Source organism: Cellulomonas sp. NEAU-ZC6 (assembly GCF_056844425.1).
Window position 1 is genome coordinate 1,641,427 of sequence record NZ_JBXFYH010000001.1, and the last position, 19,187, is coordinate 1,660,613.

The window sequence follows — 19,187 nt, forward strand, 5'->3', positions numbered from 1 at the left end:
GGTCAGTGGGCGCGGGAGGTGCGGAGCCAGACCCGGGTCAGGGTCTCGGCGGTCTGCGCGATCGTGAACTCGGACCGGACGTCCTTCCACGCGCGCTCGGCGCGGGCGGCGGCCTCCTCCGGGCGCTCCAGCACCTGCGCGACGGCCTCCGCCAGCGCCCCGACGTCGCGGGGCGGCACCAGCAGGCAGCGCGCGGTGCCGTCGGCGGCCGTCGCGATCTCGTCGACCCCGCCGCCGGAGGTCGCCACCACCGGCACGCCGCGGGCCATGCCCTCGACCACGACCTGGCCGAACGGCTCCGGCACCGGCGAGGCGTGCACCAGCACCGACAGCCGGTCCACCGCAGCCGCCGGGTCGGTGACGAACCCGGTCAGCTCGACCCGGTCGGTCAGGCCGCGCGCGGCCACCAGCTCGCGGAGCTCCTCGGCGTAGCCGGCCTCGGCGAACAGCGCGGCACCGACCACCTGGAACCGCGCGGCCGGGAACCGGTCGACGAGCAGCGCGCACGCCTCGACGAACTCGCGCTGGCCCTTGGTGGGGCTGATCCGGCCGACCAGCCCGATCACCGGCGCCCCCGGCAGCGGCCGCCGGGCGGGGTCGGCCGCGATCTGCTCCGGGGCGAGCCCGGGGTACGCCAGCGTCCAGCCGCGCGGCAGCGGCAGCAGCGTCTGCGCCGTGGCGCGGGAGTTCACGACCACGTGCCGGGGGCCGCGCCGGGCGGCGACCCGCAGCGCGCGGGCGACCGGCGCCGGCAGGTAGTCCTCGGCGATCCGGTCGTGCACGTGCCAGACCAGCGGGGTGCGGGCGAGGGCCGCCGCGGGCAGCCCGAGCAGGTCCGCCTTGAGCGACGTGGTGTGCACGACGTCCGGCCGCAGCGACCGGAGCAGCCGCGCCAGGCGCGCGACGAACGGCAGCGTGGCCGCGACGGACCGCGCCGCGCCCGCGACGGACCGGCCCGCGGCGGCCCGGTCGGTCTCTGCGACGCGAGGGTCCAGCGGCACGAGGCGGACGGCCACGCCCGCGTCCCGCAGCCGGCCGGCGAGCGGCCCGTCGGCGAACAGCACCACCGTCACCTCGACCCGCGCGGGGTCGAGGGCGACGCAGGTCCGCAGCAGGGCCAGCTCGGCGCCGCCGAGCTGCGCGGTGTGGTCGAGGACGACGACCCGCACCGGCCGGGACGGCGGCGCCGGCTGCGTCCCCGGTGTCACGGCGTCTCGGCGCCGACCGGCGTGCGGTCCTTCGCGGGGGTGGCGTCCGCGTCGTCCTCGTCCGCCGCCGGGTCCGCCGCGTCGGTCGTGGCGCCCTCGGCGGGGGCGTCGCCGTCCGTGCCCGCCTCGGCCGAGGCCGTCGCGTCCGTGTCACCAGCGGGGCGCTCCGCCTCGCCGGCGGCCGGCTCCGTCGTCGTGGTGTCGGCGTCGCCCTGCTCGGTGCCGGTCGCGGCGGCCGGCGTGGCGGCCTCCGCCCCGTCCTCGGCGGGCGCGGCGTGACCGCCGGAGATCTCCTCGACCGCACCCTGCTCGCCGCTCGCGTCCGCACCGGCATAGGCGTAGGTGGCCTCGTAGGTCGACTCGCGGCGCTCGGTGATCCCGTCGAGCGACAGGCCGAGCAGCGCGGCGTTGGCCGCACGGAGCCGCTCGGCGGACTCCTCGACGGCGCCGATCGGGGTGTGCCCGAGCGTGACGGCCAGCAGCACGCCGTCCGCGTACGACCCGAGGATCGTCGCGTCGGCGGCGACCAGCATCGGCGGGGCGTCGATGATCACGACGTCGGCCGTGCTGCGCAGCTGCTCGACCAGGGCGCGCACCTCGGCGCTGGCCAGGAAGTCGGCCGGGTCCAGCTCGGTCTGCAGGGCGGGGTGCACGGACAGGTGCGGGATCGCCGTCGGCACCGCGGCGGTGCGCGGACGACCACCCCGGCCGGTCCGCGCCGGCGCGTCGGCGGAGGCCGGCAGCAGCGCGTTCAGCCGCGGCTGGCGCAGGTCTCCCGACAGGACGACGACGCTGCGGCCGGACAGGGCCCAGGACGCGGCCAGGTTGGCGGCGACGAACGACCGCGGGGTCTCGACGTCGGCGGCGGTCACCACGATCACGGCGCTGCCGGAGTCGTTCTCGACCGCGGCCTGCAGCGCGGTGCGCAGCTCGCGGATGGACCGGGTGTACGCGGTCGCCTCGCGGCGGGCCACCGGCAGGGTGCCCTCGGCCTCCGAGGACTTCAGCGCGGCGGCGGTGCCGGACAGCCGGGCGAGCACCGGGGCGCCCGCGCCGCGGCGGGCCTGCCCGGTGGTGCGCACCTTGGTGTCCAGGCCGCGCCGGACCACCGCGAGGCCGATGCCCACCAGCAGGCCGGCGAGCCCGGCGATCAGGTAGACCAGCGACGCGGGGATGCTGACCAGGGTGCCGTGCACGGCGTTCTGCAGGATCGACGCCGGGGACGCCAGCAGCTGGGCCTGCGTGAGCTGGCCGGACAGCGTCTGGTACTGGTCCATCGTCGTGGAGTACTGCGCCTCGAGCAGGCCGTCGACCGGGTCCACCTGGGCGTTCGGGTTGGCGGCGACCGAGGCCGCGGCGGCGGCGCGCCGTGCCTCGGTGATCGCCTTCTGCTGCTGGTCGATGCTCTCGGCGGTGGTGGTCAGCCGCTCCTGCATGGTGGCCACGTCGTCGTCGAACTGCGCCTGCAGCGCGGCGACGTACGCGGTCGCGATCGCGTTGGCGCGGTCGACGGTCGCCTCGGGGTCGGTGCCGGTCTCCGTGATCACCACGTTGGTCGGGCTGTCCGTGGCGTACTCGGCGGACGTGCTGCCCGCCAGGCCCTCGGCCAGGCCGGCGTCGCCGAGCTCCTCGGCGGCCGCGGCCGTGACCGCGTCGCTGGTGACCAGGCTCGGGTCGCTCTCGAGCCGGACGCCGGCGGCGGCCAGGGTCTCGACGTCGACCAGCTGCACGGTGGCCGTGCTCGCGTACTGCGGCTCCTGCCGCGAGGCGTACAGCCAGGCACCGCCCAGGGCGGCCAGGACGGACACCAGGACCAGCCACTTGCCGAACCACACGGTCCGGAACATGTCCTGCAGAGTCATCGGGGGCGCCTTTCGGTCGGGACGGGCTCAGGCCGGGGGACGCTGCCGGACCGCAGGATCGCGCGCTCCTCGCGCACGATCTCGTGCAGCCGGCCGACGAACCGCTCGGCGGCGAAGTCGTCGGCGTGCGCGGTCAGCACCGTGGGGTCCCACGTGCGGGCCAGCGCGCGCCCGGCGGCCTCGGCCACCAGGTCGGGGTCGGGGTCGTCGAAGAACTCCCCGGTGACGCCGTCGCGGACGGTGTCGAGGTACCCGCCGTCGCGCAGCACGACGGACGGACGGCCGAAGGCGGCTGCCTCCAGCGGGGACAGGCCGTAGTCCTCGTACGAGGCGGCGACCAGGGCGGCGCTGTTCCGGTAGAGCCAGCGCAGCCGGGCGTCGTCGACGCGACCGGCCAGGCGCACGCGCGGGAGGTCGCGCACCCGGTGCTCGAGCGCGGCGCGCTCGGGGCCGTCGCCGACCACGACCAGCCGGGCACCGGGGGTGCGCCGGACGGCCTCGATCACGACGTCCACGTTCTTGTAGGGCAGCAGCCGCGCGACGCAGAGCAGGAACCCCGGCTCCACGCCCTCGACGGCCGTCTCCGGCCCGCCCGGCAGCATGGCCGGGGGCGGCGGCAGGATCTCCGCCTCGATGCCGTAGACCTCGCGGACCGCGCGTGCGGTCACGGTGGAGTTGGCCAGGTAGCGGTCGGCGGTGGCGGCGGCCCGGCGGTCCCAGGACCGCAGCGCCGGGGCGAGCAGCCCGAGCGCCTGCGCGGCGAGCCAGCGGGTCGCCCCGCCGGGTGCGGCGCCGGAGCCGGCACCGCGTGCCGGGCCGAGGTACCGGTCGGACTGGTACAGCCAGCGGGCCGGCGCGTGGCAGTAGACCACCTTGCGCCCGCTCGTCGGGAAGCCGTGCGCCCAGCCGGTCGAGGACGCCAGCAGCACGTCCGCCTCGATCGGCGTCGCGCGGACGGCCGGGGCCAGCAGGGGCAGCGCCAGCCGGTGGTGCCGGCGCAGCACGCCGACCCGGTCGATCGGGCTGGTGCGCACGTCGAGGGCGTCGAACTCCGGGAACGTGCCCGCGGGGTCGTAGAGCGTCGTGTAGAGGGGGGCGCCGGGGAACGCGTCGGCCATCACCAGGGCGACGCGCTCCGCGCCACCCCGCTGCGTGGCGTAGTCGTGCGCCAGCGCCACCCCGTCAGCGGCCGCCATGACCGCTCACGACGACGCGCACGGTCCGCCACATGATCATCAGGTCGAAGGCGATCGACCAGTTCTCGACGTACCGCAGGTCCAGCTTGACCGCCTCGTCCCAGGCCAGGTCGGCGCGGCCGCTGATCTGCCACAGCCCCGTCAGCCCCGGCTTCACCAGCAGGCGCCGGCGCGCGGACTCGCGGTACTGGGCGACCTCGAACGGCAGCGGCGGGCGCGGGCCGACCAGCGCCATCTCGCCCTTGACCACGTTGATCAGCTGCGGCAGCTCGTCCAGCGAGTGCTTGCGCAGGAAGTGCCCGATCCGGGTGATCCGCGGGTCGCGGTCCATCTTGAACAGCGGCCCGTCCGCCTGGTTCGCGGCGCGCAGGGCGGCGAGGCGCTCCTCGGCGTCGATCACCATGCTGCGGAACTTCAGCATGGAGAACTCGCGGCCCTCCTTGCCCACCCGGGTCTGCCGGAACAGCACCGGCCCGGGGCTGGTCAGCTTGACGGCGACCGCGACCACCAGCAGCACCGGCGCGAGGAACAGCAGTGCGCCGAGGGCGAAGGCGGTGTCGAACACCCGCTTGGCGACGATGCGCGACCGGCGGGACTCCGCGGCGTTCACGTGGATCAGGGACAGCCCGGCGGTCGGCTCCAGCGTGACCCGCGGACCGAAGACCTCCACGATGCCGGGGGCGACCACGAGCTCGGTGCTGGTCCGCTGCAGCGCCCAGGACAGCCGGCGCAGCGCCTGGCCGGACAGCTCGGCGCCGGTCACGATGACCACGTCGAACTCGCCGTCGACGGCGACCTGCACCACGTCCGACACCGTGCCCAGCACGGGCACGCCGAGCGGGGGCAGCGGGCCGTCGAAGGACGGCACGCACACGCCGGCGATCTGGTAGCCGTGCTGCGGCAGGCCGCTCAGGTCGTCCACCACGTGCGTGATGGAGGACGCGTCGCCCACTACCAGCGTGCGGCGCATCGACTCCCCCGCGGCGCGGCGGCGGTGCAGCTGGCGCCGGGCCACGTGGCGGGCGGTGATGAGCACCAGGGCGACCACGGGCAGCGCGAGGAACACGATGGTGCGGGGCACGTCCACGTCCGCGCCGACCGCGAACACGGCCAGCGCCGCCGCCGTCAGGACGCCGCCGCGCAGCACGGCCTCGAACTCGAGGTGGCCGTCGCCGATCACCTGGGTCTCGTAGCCGCGCTCGACCGCGACGAACGCGACGAACACCAGGCCGATGATGAGGCCCCAGGTCAGCTGCAGCAGAGTCACGCCGTGCAGGAGGAACAGCAGCACGGTCGGGATCGTCATGGCCAGCAGCAGGTCCCACGCGAGCGTCTCGAGCTGGTACGTCGTGCGCTGGCTGCGCCAGCCGGACGGCGCCGCGGTGCCGCGGGGCTCGTAGAACGGACGCTCCGAGGCCCACGACAGCCGGGGCCCGCGGGCGGTACGTCGGCGCTCGGCCGCTTCGTGCTCCGGCGACGCCTCGGTACCCGGCGTCCCGACGGTGCGCTCCGCGGAGCGCGACACGTCGTGATCGTCGAGCAGGCTCATGTTGGGTCCCCCCGGGCTTGGTGTGACTTGAGGCTATATCAGCGGGTTTGCCCCAGTCCGCCCCATCTGTCCGTTTTCACCCCTTTCACACCCATATGGAGGAGTGCCGTCCCCCTGACGTGCGGAGATGCGCCCGGAGGTCCCCGCGGCCCCGGCTCCACGGGCGACCTCAGGACCTGCGCCGATGTCGCTGACCTGCGCGAACGCGACCGGGCCGGCGCGGGCGCGACGTCGTCATCGCGGTCTCGCCGTCGCCGCCGGGCCGGAGTCGACCGTCGTCCCGCGCGAGGTCGTCCGCTCACGCGGTGATCGCGGCCGCGAGGGCGACCGTCTGGCCCCGAGGGTGCCCGCTCCCGACGGTCGCCGGCCGCGAGGTCGTCATCGACGACCGAGGTCGTCAGTCGTACGTGACGACCTCGCCGACGTCTGACGACCTCACGGGCGCGCCGGGAGGCACGGGCGCGCCGGCTGAGCGGGGCGCCCCGGGGACCCGCGCCCGGCGCGGCCGCGCGCGGCGCGCGGCCAGACCCCCGCGAGGCCGGACGGGCTTCCGCGAGGTAGAGCCATCGCGTCGAGGTAGTGCGTCCTCGCGTTCTACCTCGACGTGGTCGCACCACCTCGACGTCGGCACACGGTTCGGGGCACGCGGACCGGGCGCCGGCGCGATGGCCGGGCGCGCCCGCGGGCGCGGGCCGCGCGGCGGCCGGCGGCCGGCGGCCGGCCGACGGGCCGTCAGGCGGTGCGGGTGTGGAAGCGCAGCTGGGCGCGCTCCAGGCCCTCGGTGGCCAGCAGCTCGACCGCGTCGGCGGCGGCGTCGAGCAGCCAGGGCAGGTCCTTCTGCTCCGGCTTGGCGAAGTCGCGCAGCACGAAGTCCGCGGCGTCCATCCGGCCCGGGGGGCGGCCGACGCCGACGCGCACCCGCAGGTACTCCTTGGTGCCGAGCGCCTTGGTGGTGTCGCGCAGCCCGTTGTGCCCGCCCTCGCCGCCACCGATCTTCAGCCGGATCTCGCCGAACGGGATGTCGAGCTCGTCGTGCACCATGACCACGCGCTCCGGCGGCACGTCGTAGTACCGCGCGAGGGCGGCGACCGGGCCGCCCGAGGTGTTCATGTACGTGGACGGCTTGGCCAGCACCCCGCGCGGGCCCGGGGCGCCGCCGGGCAGCGTGCCGAGCCGGACCTCGGCCGTGGCCGCCTGCGGGCGGCGGGACAGCACCCCGCCCTTGGACGAGAAGGACGCACCCGCCCGCCGGGCCAGCTCGTCGAGCACCATCTGGCCGACGTTGTGCCGGTTCCCCGCGTACTGCGGCCCCGGGTTGCCCAGGCCCACCACCAACCAGCGCCCGTCGCTCATCGCGGAGCCGTTCCTTCCGTCGTCCGGGTCCTGACATGCCGGACGCCCGGCACCGTTCGCACGGTACCGGGCGTCGCAGCGTGGTCGGCGCGCGTGGCGCGCGCCGGGCGGGTCACTCCGCGGCGGCGGCCTCGGCCTCGGCCTCGTCGGCGGCGCGGTCCTCGGCGGACACGGTCGGGACCGTGACGGCGACGATGACCTGCTGCGGGTCGCCCTCGAGGACGGAGCCCTGCGGCAGCGCCAGCTCGCCGGCGGTCAGGGAGGTGCCGGCCTGGAGGCCCTCGATGGAGACCTCGATGTGCGACGGCAGGTGCGTGGCCTCGGCCTCGAGCGACAGCGTCTGGATCTCGACGATGTGGATCGTGCCGGGGGCGGACTCGCCGACGACGGTGACGGGGACCTCGACGGAGACCTTCTCGCCCCGGCGGACGATCAGCAGGTCGACGTGCTCGATGATCTGCTTGACCGGGTCGCGCTGGACGTCCTTGGCGAGGGCCAGGACCGGCTTGCCGTCGAGCTCGATCTCGAAGAGGGCGTTCGCGGCGCCCTTGACCGCGAGCATGGTCGCGTGGCCCGGGAGGGCGACGTGGACCGGCTCGGTGCCGTGCCCGTACAGGACGGCGGGGATCTGGTGGGCGCGGCGCAGGCGGCGCGCGGCGCCCTTGCCGAACTCGGTGCGGGCGGTGGCGGCGAGCTTGATCTCGGACACGGTGACTCCAGACGGGGTGCGGACGGTGGGGCGACGGCGGTGGCCTCGACGCGGGGCGCTGGACGGGCACGCGGAGGCGTTCCACCCTGTCGATCACGGAGCGTGCGATCCGTGCGGCTTCCCGCGGACCGTCCGACTTCCCTCGCCGAGGCAACTTCCCCATGGTACCCGGCCCACGGCCGGTCCCGAAACCGCGCCGGACGGCGCGAGGCCCGCCTCCCCCGGAGCAGGGGGCGGCGGGCCTCGTCGCGGCGCGTGCGCCTCAGCCGGTCAGGACTGGCCGTCGAACAGCGACGTCACCGAGCCGTCGTCGAACACCTCGCGGATCGCCCGGGCGATCAGCGGCGCGATCGACAGCACGGTCAGCTTCTCGAACCGGTGCTCCTCGGGGATCGGCAGCGTGTCCGTGATGATGACCTCGCGGGCGCCGCACTGCTGCAGCCGGTCGGTCGCCGGGTCGGACAGCACGCCGTGGGTCGCCGCGACGATGACGTCCTTGGCACCGGCCTCGTGCAGCACGCGCACGGCGCCGGTGATGGTGCCGGCGGTGTCGATCAGGTCGTCGACCAGCACGCAGGTGCGGCCCTCGACGTCACCGACGACGCGGTTGGCGACCGTCTTGTTCGGCTGCCGGATGTCGCGCGACTTGTGCACGAAGGCCAGCGGGCCGCCGCCGAGCTTCTGCGCCCAGAGCTCGGCGACGCGGATGCGGCCGGCGTCGGGCGACACGACGGTGACGTTCTGCACGTCGACCCGGGTCCGCACGTAGTCGGTGAGGATCGGCATCGCCCACAGGTGGTCGACGGGGCCGTCGAAGAAGCCCTGGATCTGCGCGGCGTGCAGGTCGACGCTCATCAGGCGGTCGGCGCCAGCGGTCCGGAACAGGTCCGCCATCAGGCGGGCCGAGATCGGCTCGCGGCCGCGGTGCTTCTTGTCCTGGCGGGCGTACCCGTAGAACGGGGCGATCACGGTGATGGTCTTGGCCGACGCGCGCTTGAGCGCGTCCACCATGAGGAACTGCTCCATCAGCCACTGGTTGATCGGCGCGGCGTGGCTCTGCAGCACGAACACGTCGGCGCCGCGGACGGACTCCGCGAACCGGACGTAGATCTCGCCGTTCGCGAAGTCGTACGCCGTGGTGGGCAGCAGGTCGATGTCGAGGCTCTTGGCGACGGCGGCGGCCAGCTCGGGGTGGGCGCGGCCCGAGACCAGGACGAGCCGCTTCTCACCGTCCTGCGAGACGATCCCGGTCATCGTGCGGTGTCCTCCGTGCTGGGCTGGGCGTCGGGCAGCGGGACCGGGTGGTCCGGCAGAGTCGGTGGCGGCGTGGAGAAGACGCCGGAGTCGGCCTCGCGCCGGCCGGCGCGCTCGCGCTCGGCGCGCGCCTGCGGGGACAGGCCCTCGTGCTCGTCGCGGGCGCGGGCGGCGGCCTCGGCGGCGGGGGTCCCGGCGCGCGAGCGCTGCACCCAGCCCTCGATGTTCCGCTGGGCGCCGGCGCTCACGGCCAGCGCGCCGGACGGGACGTCGTGCCGGATGACGGACCCGGCACCCGTGTAGGCGCCGTCGCCGACGGTGACCGGCGCGACGAACATGTTGTCCGAGCCGGTGCGGGCGTACGAGCCGATGGTCGTCCGGTGCTTGCGGACGCCGTCGTAGTTGACGAAGACGCTCGCCGCGCCGATGTTCGTCTCGACGCCGATGGTCGCGTCGCCGACGTAGGACAGGTGCGGCACCTTCGAGCCCGCGCCGATCTCGGCGTTCTTGGTCTCGACGAACGTGCCGATCTTGCCGCGCTCGCCGAGCACGGTCCCGGGACGCAGGTAGGCGAACGGGCCCACCGTGGCGCCCGCGCCGATCACCGCGAGCGAGCCGTGCGTGCGGACGACGGTCGCGCCCTCGTGCACCTCGACGTCCTGCAGCGTGGTGTCCGGGCCGACCGTCGCGCCGGTGGCCACGGAGGTCGCACCGAGCAGCTGGGTGCCGGGCAGCAGCGTCACGTCCTGCGCGAGCTCGACGTCCACGTCCACCCACGTCGTGGCGGGGTCCACCACGGTGACGCCGGCGCGCATCCAGCCGTCGAGCACCCGGCGGTTCAGCTCGGCGCGGAGCACCGCGAGCTGCGCCCGGTCGTTGACGCCCTCCACCAGCACGGGGTCGTCGGTGCGCAGGGCGCGCACCCGCCCGCCGTCGCCGCGGGCGATCGCCAGCACGTCGGTCAGGTAGACCTCGCCCTGCGCGTTGTCCCGGCCGAGCCGGCCGAAGGCGCCGCGGAGCACGGCGGCGTCGAACACGTAGACCGACGAGTTGATCTCGGCGATCGCGCGCTGGGCGTCGGTCGCGTCCTTCTCCTCGACGATGCCGAGCACGTCTCCGGCGTGGTCCGCGTCGTCCGGACCGGCGCGCAGGATGCGGCCGTAGCCGGTGGGCTCCGCGACCTCGGTGGTCAGCACGGTGACGGCGTTGCCGTCGGCGGCGTGCGCGGCGAGCAGCTCGCCCAGCGTCGCGCCGTCCAGCAGCGGGATGTCGCCGGCCAGGACCACCACCGGCCCCTCGACCAGCACGCCCGCGGCGGCGCCGGGCTCGCCCGGGCCGTCGCCGGCCGACGCGGCCTCGGCCTGCGCGGCGGCGTCCAGCACACCGAGCGCGCACTGCACGGCGCGGCCGGTGCCGGGGACGTCGTCCTGGTCCGCCACGAGCACCTGCGGCAGCAGCTCCCGGGCGTGGGCCGCGACGGCCTCGCGCTCGTGCCGGACGACCACCGCGGTCCGGCGCGGCTCGAGCGCCTGCGCGGCCGCGAGCGCGTGCCCGAGCATGGAGCGGCCCGCGAGGGTGTGCAGGACCTTGGGGGTGGCGGATCGCATCCGCGTGCCCTCGCCTGCGGCGAGGACGATGACCGCGGCGGGGCGGGGGGTGGTCACCTGTGGGTGCTCCCTGAGAGAGGTCTGCTGCCCGCGCGCCCGAGGGCGAGCCGGGCGGGGACGAGAGTGCGCTCACGCACTCTACCGCCGCGCGGGGGCCCCGCCGTCGCGGTCCCCGGGCGGCCGGACCATGATGGGTCGCGGCACGGGTGCCGGACCGGCACCGGCCCGTCCTGCGAGGAGGCGACCACCGTGACGGATCCGAGCGCGACCGGCACCACCCGTCCCCGGGTGGTGCAGACGGTCCTGGACACCACGGACCCGCGTGGTCTGGCCGAGTTCTACCGGGAGCTGCTGGGCCTGGAGTACCGGCCCGGCGACGAGCCGCCGGCGGCCGGCGAGGCGGACCCGGCCGGCGACGACTGGCTGGTGCTGCGGGGCGAGGGGCGGTGGCCGCTGGCGTTCCAGAAGGTGCCGGAGGTCACGCCGCCGACGTGGCCGGACCCGGCGGTGCCGCAGCAGCTGCACCTCGACATGACGGTGCCGGACGCGGCGACGCTCGACGCCGAGCACCCGCGCGTGCTCGGGCTGGGTGCCCGCCTGCTGCTGGACCGGCGGGACGACCCCGACGAGCCGCTGTACGTGTACGCCGACCCGGCGGGGCACCCGTTCTGCATCTTCGTGGGCTGAGCCCGCGCCCGTTGAAAGCGCACAAGCCAGGGGACGAAACGGTCCCTACCGGGCGAGTTCGTCCGCACTCGTCGGGCCGGGCTCAGAGCGCGAGCTGCAGCACGAGGAACCCGACGGCCCCGGCCCCGGCCGCGGCCGGCAGCCACCGCAGCAGCGCGCGACCCCGGCCCCGCCGGGACAGCACGACCGCCAGCAGCACCGCGACCCCGGCGAACACGGCCGCGTCGCCCGGGTACCGCAGGAAGAGCGCGTACGTGACGAGCGCCTCGGCGAGCCAGCACCCCACCAGCAGCGCGGCGCCGACCCCCCGCCACCGGCCCTCGCCGGTCCGCCACTGCCGTCCGGCCCAGCCGAACAGCGGCCCGCCGACCACGCCGGCCACCACCCACATCGCGACGGCAGCGGTCCCGACGCCGAACCCGCGCAGGTCGGCCGTCACGTAGTAGCCGGCCACCTCGCCGGCGCACACGAGCAGGCCCGCGAGCGCCGCGACCCAGGACCGCCGGGCGAGCGCACCCACCGCGAACGACGTCACGATCCACGGGCTCACGGCGTTGGCCAGCCCGGCGAGCCAGGTGCCGCCGAGCACGGTCTGCCCCCAGGAGGTGAGGGCGCCGGCGACGATCCCGGCGACGAGGGCGACCAGGAGCACGACGGCGGTCCGGGTGCCGGCCGGGCGGCGGACGGGTGCGGGAGCGGCTGCGGCGATGGTGGTCACGCCGACCACCTCATCGTGGTGCGGGCCGCCCCGTCGTCCTCCTGCGGCCGGATCGCCGACGGCGACGGTCCGCCCGGGGTCGGACGGCTCCGGCTCCCGCTCCGGCTCCGGCGTCGAACCGGTCGGGCGCAATCTCGACCTCCGGCAGGTGCACCCGCGTGGGTGTGCTGAACTGTCAGCGGCCCTGGCTCGTGATCAGCCAGAGAATCGTGTCGTGCACGTGCTTGGCCTTCTCGTCCCCACGGAACGCGGCCTCACGCACGGTCGACCCGGCGGTGATCGCGATGGCCGCAGACGAGAAGTGCTTTCCGAACATCGACTTGTCGGACAGGAACGACACGGCCGAGATCGACCGGATCGGCAGGGACGTCACAGCGCTCTTGCCGCCGACGAACGAGTTGTCCTGCAGGATCACGCGGAGGTTGGTGACCCCGACGAACCCGGTGCCCGCCCCGATGCAGTCGTACACGGCGAACACCTGCTCGCCCTGGATCAGGCCGGCGAGGACTTTCTGCAGCTGGTCCGGCTTGTCGTGCGGGATCGTCGCGGTGCTCATACCCGGCCTATCGGCGGCGCCCGCTCCGGCGTGAGCCGCGTCAGGCGTCGAACCGGTCGCGCGCCGCCTCGACCTCCGGCAGGTGCGTCCGCGCCCAGGCCAGCAGCGCGTCGACGGGCTCGCGCAGCGTCTTGCCGAGCGGCGTGATCCGGTACTCGACCGCCACCGGCCGCGTCTGAACCACCCGGCGCTCGACGACGCCGTTGCGCTCGAGGCGGCGCAGCGTCGCGGTGAGCGACTTCGCGGTCACGGCGGGGATCGCCCGGCGCAGCTCGTTGAACCGGCACGGCCGCTCGCACAGCTCCTCCAGCACCTGGAACGACCAGGTGTCGAGCACCTGCTCCAGCAGCTCGCGGTGCGGCGCACCGACGCCGAGCTCGACGGACAGCAGCGGGGCGGCGGTATCGGTCACGCCACCTAGTCTCGTTGAAGTTCCCGCCGGGCACCAGGTATCCCTGGGGTACTTCGTCCGACCCACCCAGGGAGCAGCACCGTGCCCGTCCAGGTCCTCAGCCCCGCGGGGCTCATGCAGCCCGTCCCCTACGGCCACGTCGCCGTCGCCACCGGCAGCCGCCAGGTGCACGTCGCCGGTCAGATCGCACGCGACGCCGCCGGCCGGCCGCTCGCTCCCGGCGACCTGGCCGGCCAGGTCGCCGCGGCCCTGCGCAACACCGCGACCGGCCTGCGTGCCGCGGGCGCCGGCTTCGGCGACGTCGTCCGGCTCACGTTCTACGTCACCCGGTGGACCCCCGACCGGATGGGGGACTTCCTGGCCGGCGTCGAGCAGGTCGCCGAGGAGCTCGGTCTGCCGCAGCCGCTGCCGCCGTCGTCGCTGATCGGCGTCGAGATCCTGTTCGAGCCCGACGTGCTGGTGGAGGTCGAGGCGATCGCGGTCCTGGACTGAGCGCGCCCCTGCGGGGGTCCGGCGCGCGCGCCGGACCCCCGCAGCCTCCATGTCAGGCGGCGACCGGCGCCGGGGCCGTCGCCCGCACCGCCGCGCCGACCGGCAGCGTCACGCCGATCAGGACGACGACGCCCACCAGCGACCCGAGCACCACCGGGTCGACCACCGGCAGCGGCACCCCCAGCAGACCCTGCCCGACGCCGAGCAGCGCCGGCAGCACGGCGGCCAGCCCCACGACCACCGCCGTCGCGGTGATCAGCACCGACTCGGTCGCGACCATCCGCAGCAGCTGCCGCCGGGTCGCACCCGTCCGGGTCAGCAGCGCGAGCTCCGCGCGGCGGGAACCGACCAGCTGCACCAGCGCGTTGCCGGCGCCGGCCGCGACGAACGCCAGCAGCGCGAGCAGCAGCGCCATGGACAGCCCCTGCTCCGCCGCGGCGGCGTCCCGCACCGAGCGGGCGTAGCCGTCGACGTCCGTGGCGGTGAGCCCCGCCGCCGCGGCCGCCTCGCGCACGGTGTCGACGTCGCCGGGCGTGCCGGTCCGGACCAGCAGCGTCGTGTGGACGGGCGTGCCGAGGCCGCTGCCCGCGCCGACCAGGTAGTCGCCGAGCCCGAGCCCGCGCTCGTAGACCGCGACCACGGTCAGGGAGGTCTCCACCCCGTCCACCAGCACCTCCAGGGGGTCGCCCATCGAGGCCGTCCCGGTGAGCGCCGCCTCGCGGCTGACCGCGACGGTCCCGGCACGACCGAGGTCGGCGAGCGAGCCGGCGCGCACGTCCGGGTCCACGAGCCCGCCGTCGACGGGGACCGTGCGGAGCGCCGTGCTCTCCCAGGACAGCCCGTCGGCGAACTCCAGGTCCTCGACCTCGGCCTCGATCCGCACCTGCGCGGGGACCAGCGCGGTGGCACCGACCGCCGCGACGCCCGGCAGCGCTGCGACCTCGGCCTCCTGGTCGGCGCCGACGCCCTCCGGCGCCTGCAGCACGAGGTCCGCGGCGATGCCGTCCCGCACCTGCTGCTCGGCGGCGTCGACCACCGCCCCGTTCACCCCCGACTGCACCGTCCCGAGCGCGAGGAGCAGCGCCAGCGGGACGACGACCCCGGTGAGCCGCCGCGAGAACCCCCGGGCGTTCGCGAGCGCCAGCGTCGGCACGGCGCGACCCCGGCCGCGGGTCAGCCCCAGACCGCGCTCCGCGGCCCAGCGGACCAGCAGCGGGCCGATGAGGGCCGCCGCGATCAGCAGCAGGAACGCCGACGCCGTCGCGGCGGCGCTGCCGAGCAGCCCCGGTGCCGCGAACGGCACGCCCGCCACCGCCAGGCCGCCGCCCGCGAGGACCACCGCCGTGACGACGCGGGCCCGCGGCAGCCCCGCCGGCTCGACCGCCGAGCGCTGCACGGCGCTCGCCGGGCTCAGCCGCGCGCTCTCCCGCCCCGCCAGGCGCGCGCCCAGCAGCGCCGTGGGCACCAGCAGCACCAGCGCCCCGAGCACCGGCCACGGCGAGAGCGTCGTCGCGAACCCGGCGGGCACGATCCCGCCGTCCACCAGGACGCCGCGGAGCAGGGGTGCCAGCAGCACGCCGGGCAGCGCCCCCAGGGGTGCGGCCACCGCGAACACCAGCAGCACCTCCGCGGTGACCAGCTGCCGCACCTGCCGCGTCGTCGCCCCGACGGCCCGGAGCAGGGCGAACTCCCGCGCCCGCGGCCGCAGCGCCCCGGCGAACGTGCTGGCGACCACGAGCAGCGCGATCAGCACCGCGGTGCCCGCGAAGGACGAGGCCACGGTGATGAGCAGCGCGGCCTCCGGGTCGCTCGACCCGGCGGCGAGCCGGATGCCGGCGTCGATCCAGACGCCGGTCGCGGTGAGCAGCGCGGCCGCGAGCGCCACGACCACCGCGCTGCCGGCCATGCTGCCGCGGTGCACCCGCACGGCGGACCGGGCCGACGACCACACGGCGCTCATCGGCCCAGCCCGATCATCCGGGCCGTGACCTGATCGGCGGTGGGCGCGTCCAGGTGGCCGGCCAGCACGCCGTCCGCGAGGAAGACCACGCGGTCCGCCGCGGCGGCGACGTGCGCGTCGTGCGTGACCAGCACCAGCGTCTGCCCGAGGGTCGACGCGGTGTCCCGCAGCACGTCGAGCACCTGGGCACCGGTGTGCGAGTCGAGGGCGCCGGTGGGCTCGTCGGCGAACACCACGGCCGGCCGGGTGACCAGGGCGCGGGCGATCGCCACGCGCTGCGCCTGCCCGCCGGACAGCTCGCCCGGCAGCCGGTCGTCCATCCCCTCGAGGCCGACCGCCGCCATCAGGTAGCGGCGCAGGTGCGCGTCGACCTCGCGGCCGCCGAGCAGCAGGGGCAGCGCGATGTTCTCGGCGACCGTCAGGTGGCCGACCAGGTTGTAGGCCTGGAACACGAAGCCGATCCGGTCCCGCCGCAGCCGGGTGACCGCGTCGGGCGACATCGTCGTGAGGTCGGCGCCGCCGATCACGACGCGCCCGCTGGTGGGCACGTCGAGCCCCGCTGCGCAGTTCAGCAGGGTCGACTTGCCGGAGCCCGACGGCCCCATGACCGCGGTGAACGAGCCGGGCGCGAGCGCGAGCGTGACGCCGGCGAGGGCGTCGACCGTGCCCTGCCCGTTCGGGTAGGACCGGCGCACCTGGTCGAGCAGGACGGCGGGCTCGACGCCCGTCGCGGGCCTCGTGGGGGTGGGGGTCGGTGCGGACATGGCGGGCTCCTCGGACTGGGCGGTGAAGGGGTGATCCCTCTGCCCTCGACGCTAGGAACCCGCGCCCCGCGCCTCCAGCCGCCTGCGACGGAACCGTGCGGCTTGCATCCTTCGACGCAAGCCGCCCGACCTGCGGCGTCGTCAGGCCCGGTCGTCGACCGTCACGACCCGGTTCTGGTACGCCCAGACGACCGCCTGCAGCCGGGACCGGACCCCGAGCTTGGGCATCATCCGGGCCAGGTGCGACTTCACCGTCGACACCTCGACCACCAGCTCGGCGGCGATCTCCTCGTTCGACATCCCCTGCGCGAGCAGCAGCAGGATGTCCCGCTCCCGCGCCGTCAGGTCGGCCGCCGCGCGCTGCATCGTCACCGGCTGCAGCCGGCGTCGGTCCGCGAACTCGCGCAGCACCCGCCGGGTCAGCGACTGGTCGAGCGTCCCCCGCCCGGCCGCCACCTGCCGGACCGCGTGCACGATGTCGTCGGGCTCGGCGTCCTTGAGCAGGAAGCCGGACGCGCCGGCCTCCAGCGCGCCGAACACGTAGTCGTCCAGGTCGAACGTGGTCAGCACCAGCACCGGCACCGGGTGCTCGGCCTCCGGCCCGCTCAGCTCGCGGGTGACGCTGATCCCGTCCCGCCCGGGCATCCGGATGTCCAGGCAGACGACGTCCGGCGCGGTGGACCGGGCGAGCGCGACCGCCTCGTCCCCGTCGGCCGCCGCCCCCACCACCTCCAGGTCCGGCTCGGCGTCGAGCAGCGCGGACAGCCCCGCGCGCACCAGCGCCTGGTCGTCGGCGATCAGCACCCGCGTCACGCGGCACCTCCGGGGTCGTCGGTCGGATCGGTGGCGCGGTCGCGCGGGACGCGCAGCCGCACCTCCCAGCCCCCGTCGGGGGTCGGGCCGTGGCGCAGGTCCGCGCCCACCAGGGCGGCGCGCTCCGCCATCCCGCGCAGGCCGTGGCCGCCGTGCCCGGTCTGCGGCTCGGGCTCCACGGCGGGTGCGTCGTTGCGGACGGTGAGGACCACGGCGTCGGGCGCGCTGTCGTCGACGACCACGCGGCACGCCGCCCCGGGCGCGTGGGTGCGGGCGTTGGCCAGCGCCTCCTGCACCGTCCGGTACGCCGCCAGCTGCGCGAGCGGCCCGACCCCGGCGCCGAGCGGCCCGGCGCCGGCGCGGAGCTCGACCGTCACCCCCGCGACGGCGCCGGGACCGGTGGCGAGGTCCGGGATCGACGCCAGCGTCAGCGCGGCGGTCTCGGCCCCGTCGTCGTCGCGCAGCAGCCCCACGAGCCGGCGCAGGTCCGTGAGCACGACCCGGCTCTGGTCCCGCACCTCCCGCAGGCCCCGCCGGGCGGCCTCCGGGTCGGTGCCGATCTGCCGGTCGATCGCCGACGCCATCAGCGCGATGCCGGACAGGTGGTGCGCCGCGATGTCGTGCAGCTCCCGGGCCATCTCCGTGCGCTGGGTCGCCAGCGCCGTCGCCAGCAGCGCGTCCTGCTCGCGGGCCAGGGCCCGCAGCTCGCCGGCCTGCGCCGCCACCACCGCCCGGCGGGACGCGACCACCAGCGCCGGCACCACGCCGAGCGCCCCGACCGCGACCGCCTGCGCGGCCGCCGCGCCGAGCACCAGCAGCGGGGCGTCCTCCACCCGGGCCGCGTCGACGCCGGCCGCGACCCCCAGCAGCACCAGGACGAGGACCAGCACGGCCCGGACCCGGGCGAGCGGCACCGAGACGACGGACCGGTAGACGGCCACGACGACCGCCAGGGACGTGAGCCCGGCCGTGGACCCGGTGACGGACACGGACAGCAGCACCGGGACCACGGCCACGACGAGGAGGGCGGCCCGCGGCCGCACGCGGGCCCAGGCGACCGCCCCGACCTGCACCGTCAGCCCCAGCAGCACGAGCCACCACCCGGCGGTGGCGAAGGCGGGCCCGTCCATCGGCTCCCCCGGCTCCATGGCGGCGAGGGCGGGCAGCGCGAGCAGGGCGGCGGCGGCGAGCACCCACGTCACGGCGGCGGCGACGACGTCGGCGCGGCCGGGGGCGGCGCGGCGCCCGGCGAGGACCGCCGTCGGCGCGGTCGGCACGGTCACGGTGGGCACGCCGGTCAGGACGCCGTCACCTCGGGCGACGAGACCGGCTCGTCCGGGGCGGCCGGCGGACCGGAGGCGCGACGCCGGCGCTCGGGCGGGGGCGTGAGCTGCGGGCTGGCCTCCAGCCCCGACAGACCGTTCCACGCCAGGTTGACCAGCGCCGCCGCGACGTCCGCCTTGTCCGGGCTGCGGGCGTCCAGCCAGTGCTGGCCCGTCAGCGCCACCATGCCGACCAGCATCTGCGCGTAGATCGGCGCGGTCCGCGGGTCCAGGTGCTGCCGGCGGAACTGCTCGGCGAGCAGGTGCTCGACCTGCGTCGCCACGTCGCCGATCAGGCTGGAGAACGTGCCGGTGGCCTGCGCCACGGGCGAGTCGCGCACCAGGATCCGGAAGCCGTCCTCGGACTCCTCGATGTACCCGAGCAGGGCCAGCGCGGACCGCTCGACCATGACCTTGGGGTGCCCGCCCTCGTCCAGCGCCCCGGTCAGCGCGCCGGTCAGCGCCTGGATCTCGCGGTCGACGACGACGGCGTAGATGCCCTCCTTGCCGCCGAAGTGCTCGTAGACGACGGGCTTGGACACCTCGGCCCGTGCGGCGATCTCCTCGACGGAGGTCTGCTCGAACCCCTTCTCGGCGAACAGCCGCCGGCTGACGACGAGCAGCTGCTCCCGGCGCTGCGTGGCCGTCATGCGGGCACGGGTGGTCCGCGGCGGACGCGCGGGCTCGGTGCTCATCGCACCATCCTGACAGGCGGCGCAAGGGAC

General features: G+C 76.0%; 18 protein-coding genes. 2 read left to right on the top strand and 16 right to left on the bottom strand.

What is annotated here, in order from left to right; translation table 11 throughout:
* Positions 1-2 precede the first annotated feature (2 nt).
* From AC1050_RS07520 to glmU, 8 genes are all read right to left on the bottom strand, one after another.
* Positions 3-1,208 carry a glycosyltransferase family 4 protein gene (locus AC1050_RS07520; RefSeq protein WP_482386729.1) on the bottom strand — a complete coding sequence of 402 codons (1,206 nt, stop codon included), beginning with the start codon at positions 1,206-1,208 and terminating at the stop codon, positions 3-5.
* Complete coding sequence (locus tag AC1050_RS07525) at positions 1,205-3,070, bottom strand: polysaccharide biosynthesis tyrosine autokinase (RefSeq protein ID WP_482386730.1); 1,866 nt, start codon at positions 3,068-3,070, stop codon at positions 1,205-1,207. The genes AC1050_RS07520 and AC1050_RS07525 overlap by 4 nt, the downstream gene beginning before the upstream one ends.
* On the bottom strand, positions 3,067-4,266 hold the full coding sequence (locus AC1050_RS07530; protein ID WP_482386731.1) for a glycosyltransferase: 1,200 nt from the start codon (positions 4,264-4,266) through the stop codon (positions 3,067-3,069). The genes AC1050_RS07525 and AC1050_RS07530 overlap by 4 nt, the downstream gene beginning before the upstream one ends.
* Positions 4,253-5,815, bottom strand: coding sequence for a sugar transferase (locus AC1050_RS07535; protein ID WP_482386732.1), 1,563 nt, complete (start codon positions 5,813-5,815; stop codon positions 4,253-4,255). Before AC1050_RS07535 ends, AC1050_RS07530 begins: the two co-directional genes overlap by 14 nt.
* A 732-nt stretch (positions 5,816-6,547) precedes the next feature.
* Complete coding sequence (pth, locus tag AC1050_RS07540) at positions 6,548-7,168, bottom strand: aminoacyl-tRNA hydrolase (RefSeq protein WP_482386733.1); 621 nt, start codon at positions 7,166-7,168, stop codon at positions 6,548-6,550.
* Positions 7,169-7,280: 112 nt separating this feature from the next.
* The gene (locus tag AC1050_RS07545; RefSeq protein WP_482386734.1) at positions 7,281-7,877 is read right to left on the bottom strand and encodes a 50S ribosomal protein L25/general stress protein Ctc; all 597 of its coding nucleotides are present in this window, start codon (positions 7,875-7,877) and stop codon (positions 7,281-7,283) included.
* A gap of 270 nt (positions 7,878-8,147) precedes the next feature.
* Positions 8,148-9,131 carry a ribose-phosphate diphosphokinase gene (locus AC1050_RS07550; RefSeq protein ID WP_482386735.1) on the bottom strand — a complete coding sequence of 328 codons (984 nt, stop codon included), beginning with the start codon at positions 9,129-9,131 and terminating at the stop codon, positions 8,148-8,150.
* Positions 9,128-10,795 (bottom strand): bifunctional UDP-N-acetylglucosamine diphosphorylase/glucosamine-1-phosphate N-acetyltransferase GlmU, encoded by a 1,668-nt coding sequence (gene glmU / locus AC1050_RS07555; RefSeq protein ID WP_482386736.1) that lies wholly within the window; start codon positions 10,793-10,795, stop codon positions 9,128-9,130. Before glmU ends, AC1050_RS07550 begins: the two co-directional genes overlap by 4 nt.
* 192 nt (positions 10,796-10,987) lie before the next feature.
* Here glmU and AC1050_RS07560 point away from each other — a divergent pair, with 192 nt between their 5' ends.
* A complete protein-coding gene (locus tag AC1050_RS07560) occupies positions 10,988-11,425 on the top strand; it encodes a VOC family protein (RefSeq protein WP_482386737.1) in 438 nt (145 codons plus the stop codon).
* 82 nt (positions 11,426-11,507) lie between these two features.
* Here the strand turns inward: AC1050_RS07560 and AC1050_RS07565 are convergent, their stop codons facing one another.
* The 3 genes from AC1050_RS07565 to AC1050_RS07575 form a co-directional block, all read right to left on the bottom strand.
* Positions 11,508-12,143 carry a DUF6518 family protein gene (locus tag AC1050_RS07565; RefSeq protein ID WP_482386738.1) on the bottom strand — a complete coding sequence of 212 codons (636 nt, stop codon included), beginning with the start codon at positions 12,141-12,143 and terminating at the stop codon, positions 11,508-11,510.
* A gap of 175 nt (positions 12,144-12,318) precedes the next feature.
* Positions 12,319-12,699 carry a hypothetical protein gene (locus AC1050_RS07570; protein ID WP_482386739.1) on the bottom strand — a complete coding sequence of 127 codons (381 nt, stop codon included), beginning with the start codon at positions 12,697-12,699 and terminating at the stop codon, positions 12,319-12,321.
* 40 nt (positions 12,700-12,739) lie between these two features.
* Complete coding sequence (locus AC1050_RS07575) at positions 12,740-13,111, bottom strand: winged helix-turn-helix transcriptional regulator (RefSeq protein WP_482386740.1); 372 nt, start codon at positions 13,109-13,111, stop codon at positions 12,740-12,742.
* An 81-nt stretch (positions 13,112-13,192) separates the two neighbouring features.
* On the opposite strand from AC1050_RS07575, the gene AC1050_RS07580 reads away from it, so the two are divergent.
* Entirely contained in the window at positions 13,193-13,603 is a 411-nt protein-coding gene (locus tag AC1050_RS07580) for a RidA family protein (protein WP_482386741.1), read from the top strand.
* 52 nt (positions 13,604-13,655) lie between these two features.
* Here the strand turns inward: AC1050_RS07580 and AC1050_RS07585 are convergent, their stop codons facing one another.
* The 5 genes from AC1050_RS07585 to AC1050_RS07605 form a co-directional block, all read right to left on the bottom strand.
* A complete protein-coding gene (locus AC1050_RS07585; protein WP_482386742.1) occupies positions 13,656-15,563 on the bottom strand; it encodes an FtsX-like permease family protein in 1,908 nt (635 codons plus the stop codon).
* Positions 15,560-16,327 (bottom strand): ABC transporter ATP-binding protein, encoded by a 768-nt coding sequence (locus AC1050_RS07590; protein WP_482386743.1) that lies wholly within the window; start codon positions 16,325-16,327, stop codon positions 15,560-15,562. Before AC1050_RS07590 ends, AC1050_RS07585 begins: the two co-directional genes overlap by 4 nt.
* A gap of 141 nt (positions 16,328-16,468) precedes the next feature.
* A complete protein-coding gene (locus tag AC1050_RS07595; RefSeq protein ID WP_482386744.1) occupies positions 16,469-17,140 on the bottom strand; it encodes a response regulator in 672 nt (223 codons plus the stop codon).
* Positions 17,137-18,432, bottom strand: a complete 1,296-nt coding sequence (locus AC1050_RS07600) for a sensor histidine kinase (RefSeq protein ID WP_482386745.1) — start codon at positions 18,430-18,432, stop codon at positions 17,137-17,139. Before AC1050_RS07600 ends, AC1050_RS07595 begins: the two co-directional genes overlap by 4 nt.
* Positions 18,433-18,437: 5 nt before the next feature.
* The gene (locus AC1050_RS07605; protein WP_482387259.1) at positions 18,438-19,112 is read right to left on the bottom strand and encodes a TetR/AcrR family transcriptional regulator; all 675 of its coding nucleotides are present in this window, start codon (positions 19,110-19,112) and stop codon (positions 18,438-18,440) included.
* Positions 19,113-19,187 lie beyond the last annotated feature (75 nt).

Bases quoted from the DNA above. Each gene is read 5' to 3' on its own strand.
- AC1050_RS07550 (WP_482386735.1), bottom strand. From the start codon at position 9,131: ATGACCGGGATCGTCTCGCAGGACGGTGAGAAGCGGCTCGTCCTGGTC.
- AC1050_RS07570 (WP_482386739.1), bottom strand. From the start codon at position 12,699: ATGAGCACCGCGACGATCCCGCACGACAAGCCGGACCAGCTGCAGAAA.
- AC1050_RS07590 (WP_482386743.1), bottom strand. From the start codon at position 16,327: ATGTCCGCACCGACCCCCACCCCCACGAGGCCCGCGACGGGCGTCGAG.
- pth (WP_482386733.1), bottom strand. From the start codon at position 7,168: ATGAGCGACGGGCGCTGGTTGGTGGTGGGCCTGGGCAACCCGGGGCCG.
- AC1050_RS07605 (WP_482387259.1), bottom strand. From the start codon at position 19,112: ATGACGGCCACGCAGCGCCGGGAGCAGCTGCTCGTCGTCAGCCGGCGG.
- AC1050_RS07530 (WP_482386731.1), bottom strand. From the start codon at position 4,266: ATGGCGGCCGCTGACGGGGTGGCGCTGGCGCACGACTACGCCACGCAG.
- AC1050_RS07535 (WP_482386732.1), bottom strand. From the start codon at position 5,815: ATGAGCCTGCTCGACGATCACGACGTGTCGCGCTCCGCGGAGCGCACC.
- AC1050_RS07585 (WP_482386742.1), bottom strand. From the start codon at position 15,563: ATGAGCGCCGTGTGGTCGTCGGCCCGGTCCGCCGTGCGGGTGCACCGC.
- AC1050_RS07525 (WP_482386730.1), bottom strand. From the start codon at position 3,070: ATGACTCTGCAGGACATGTTCCGGACCGTGTGGTTCGGCAAGTGGCTG.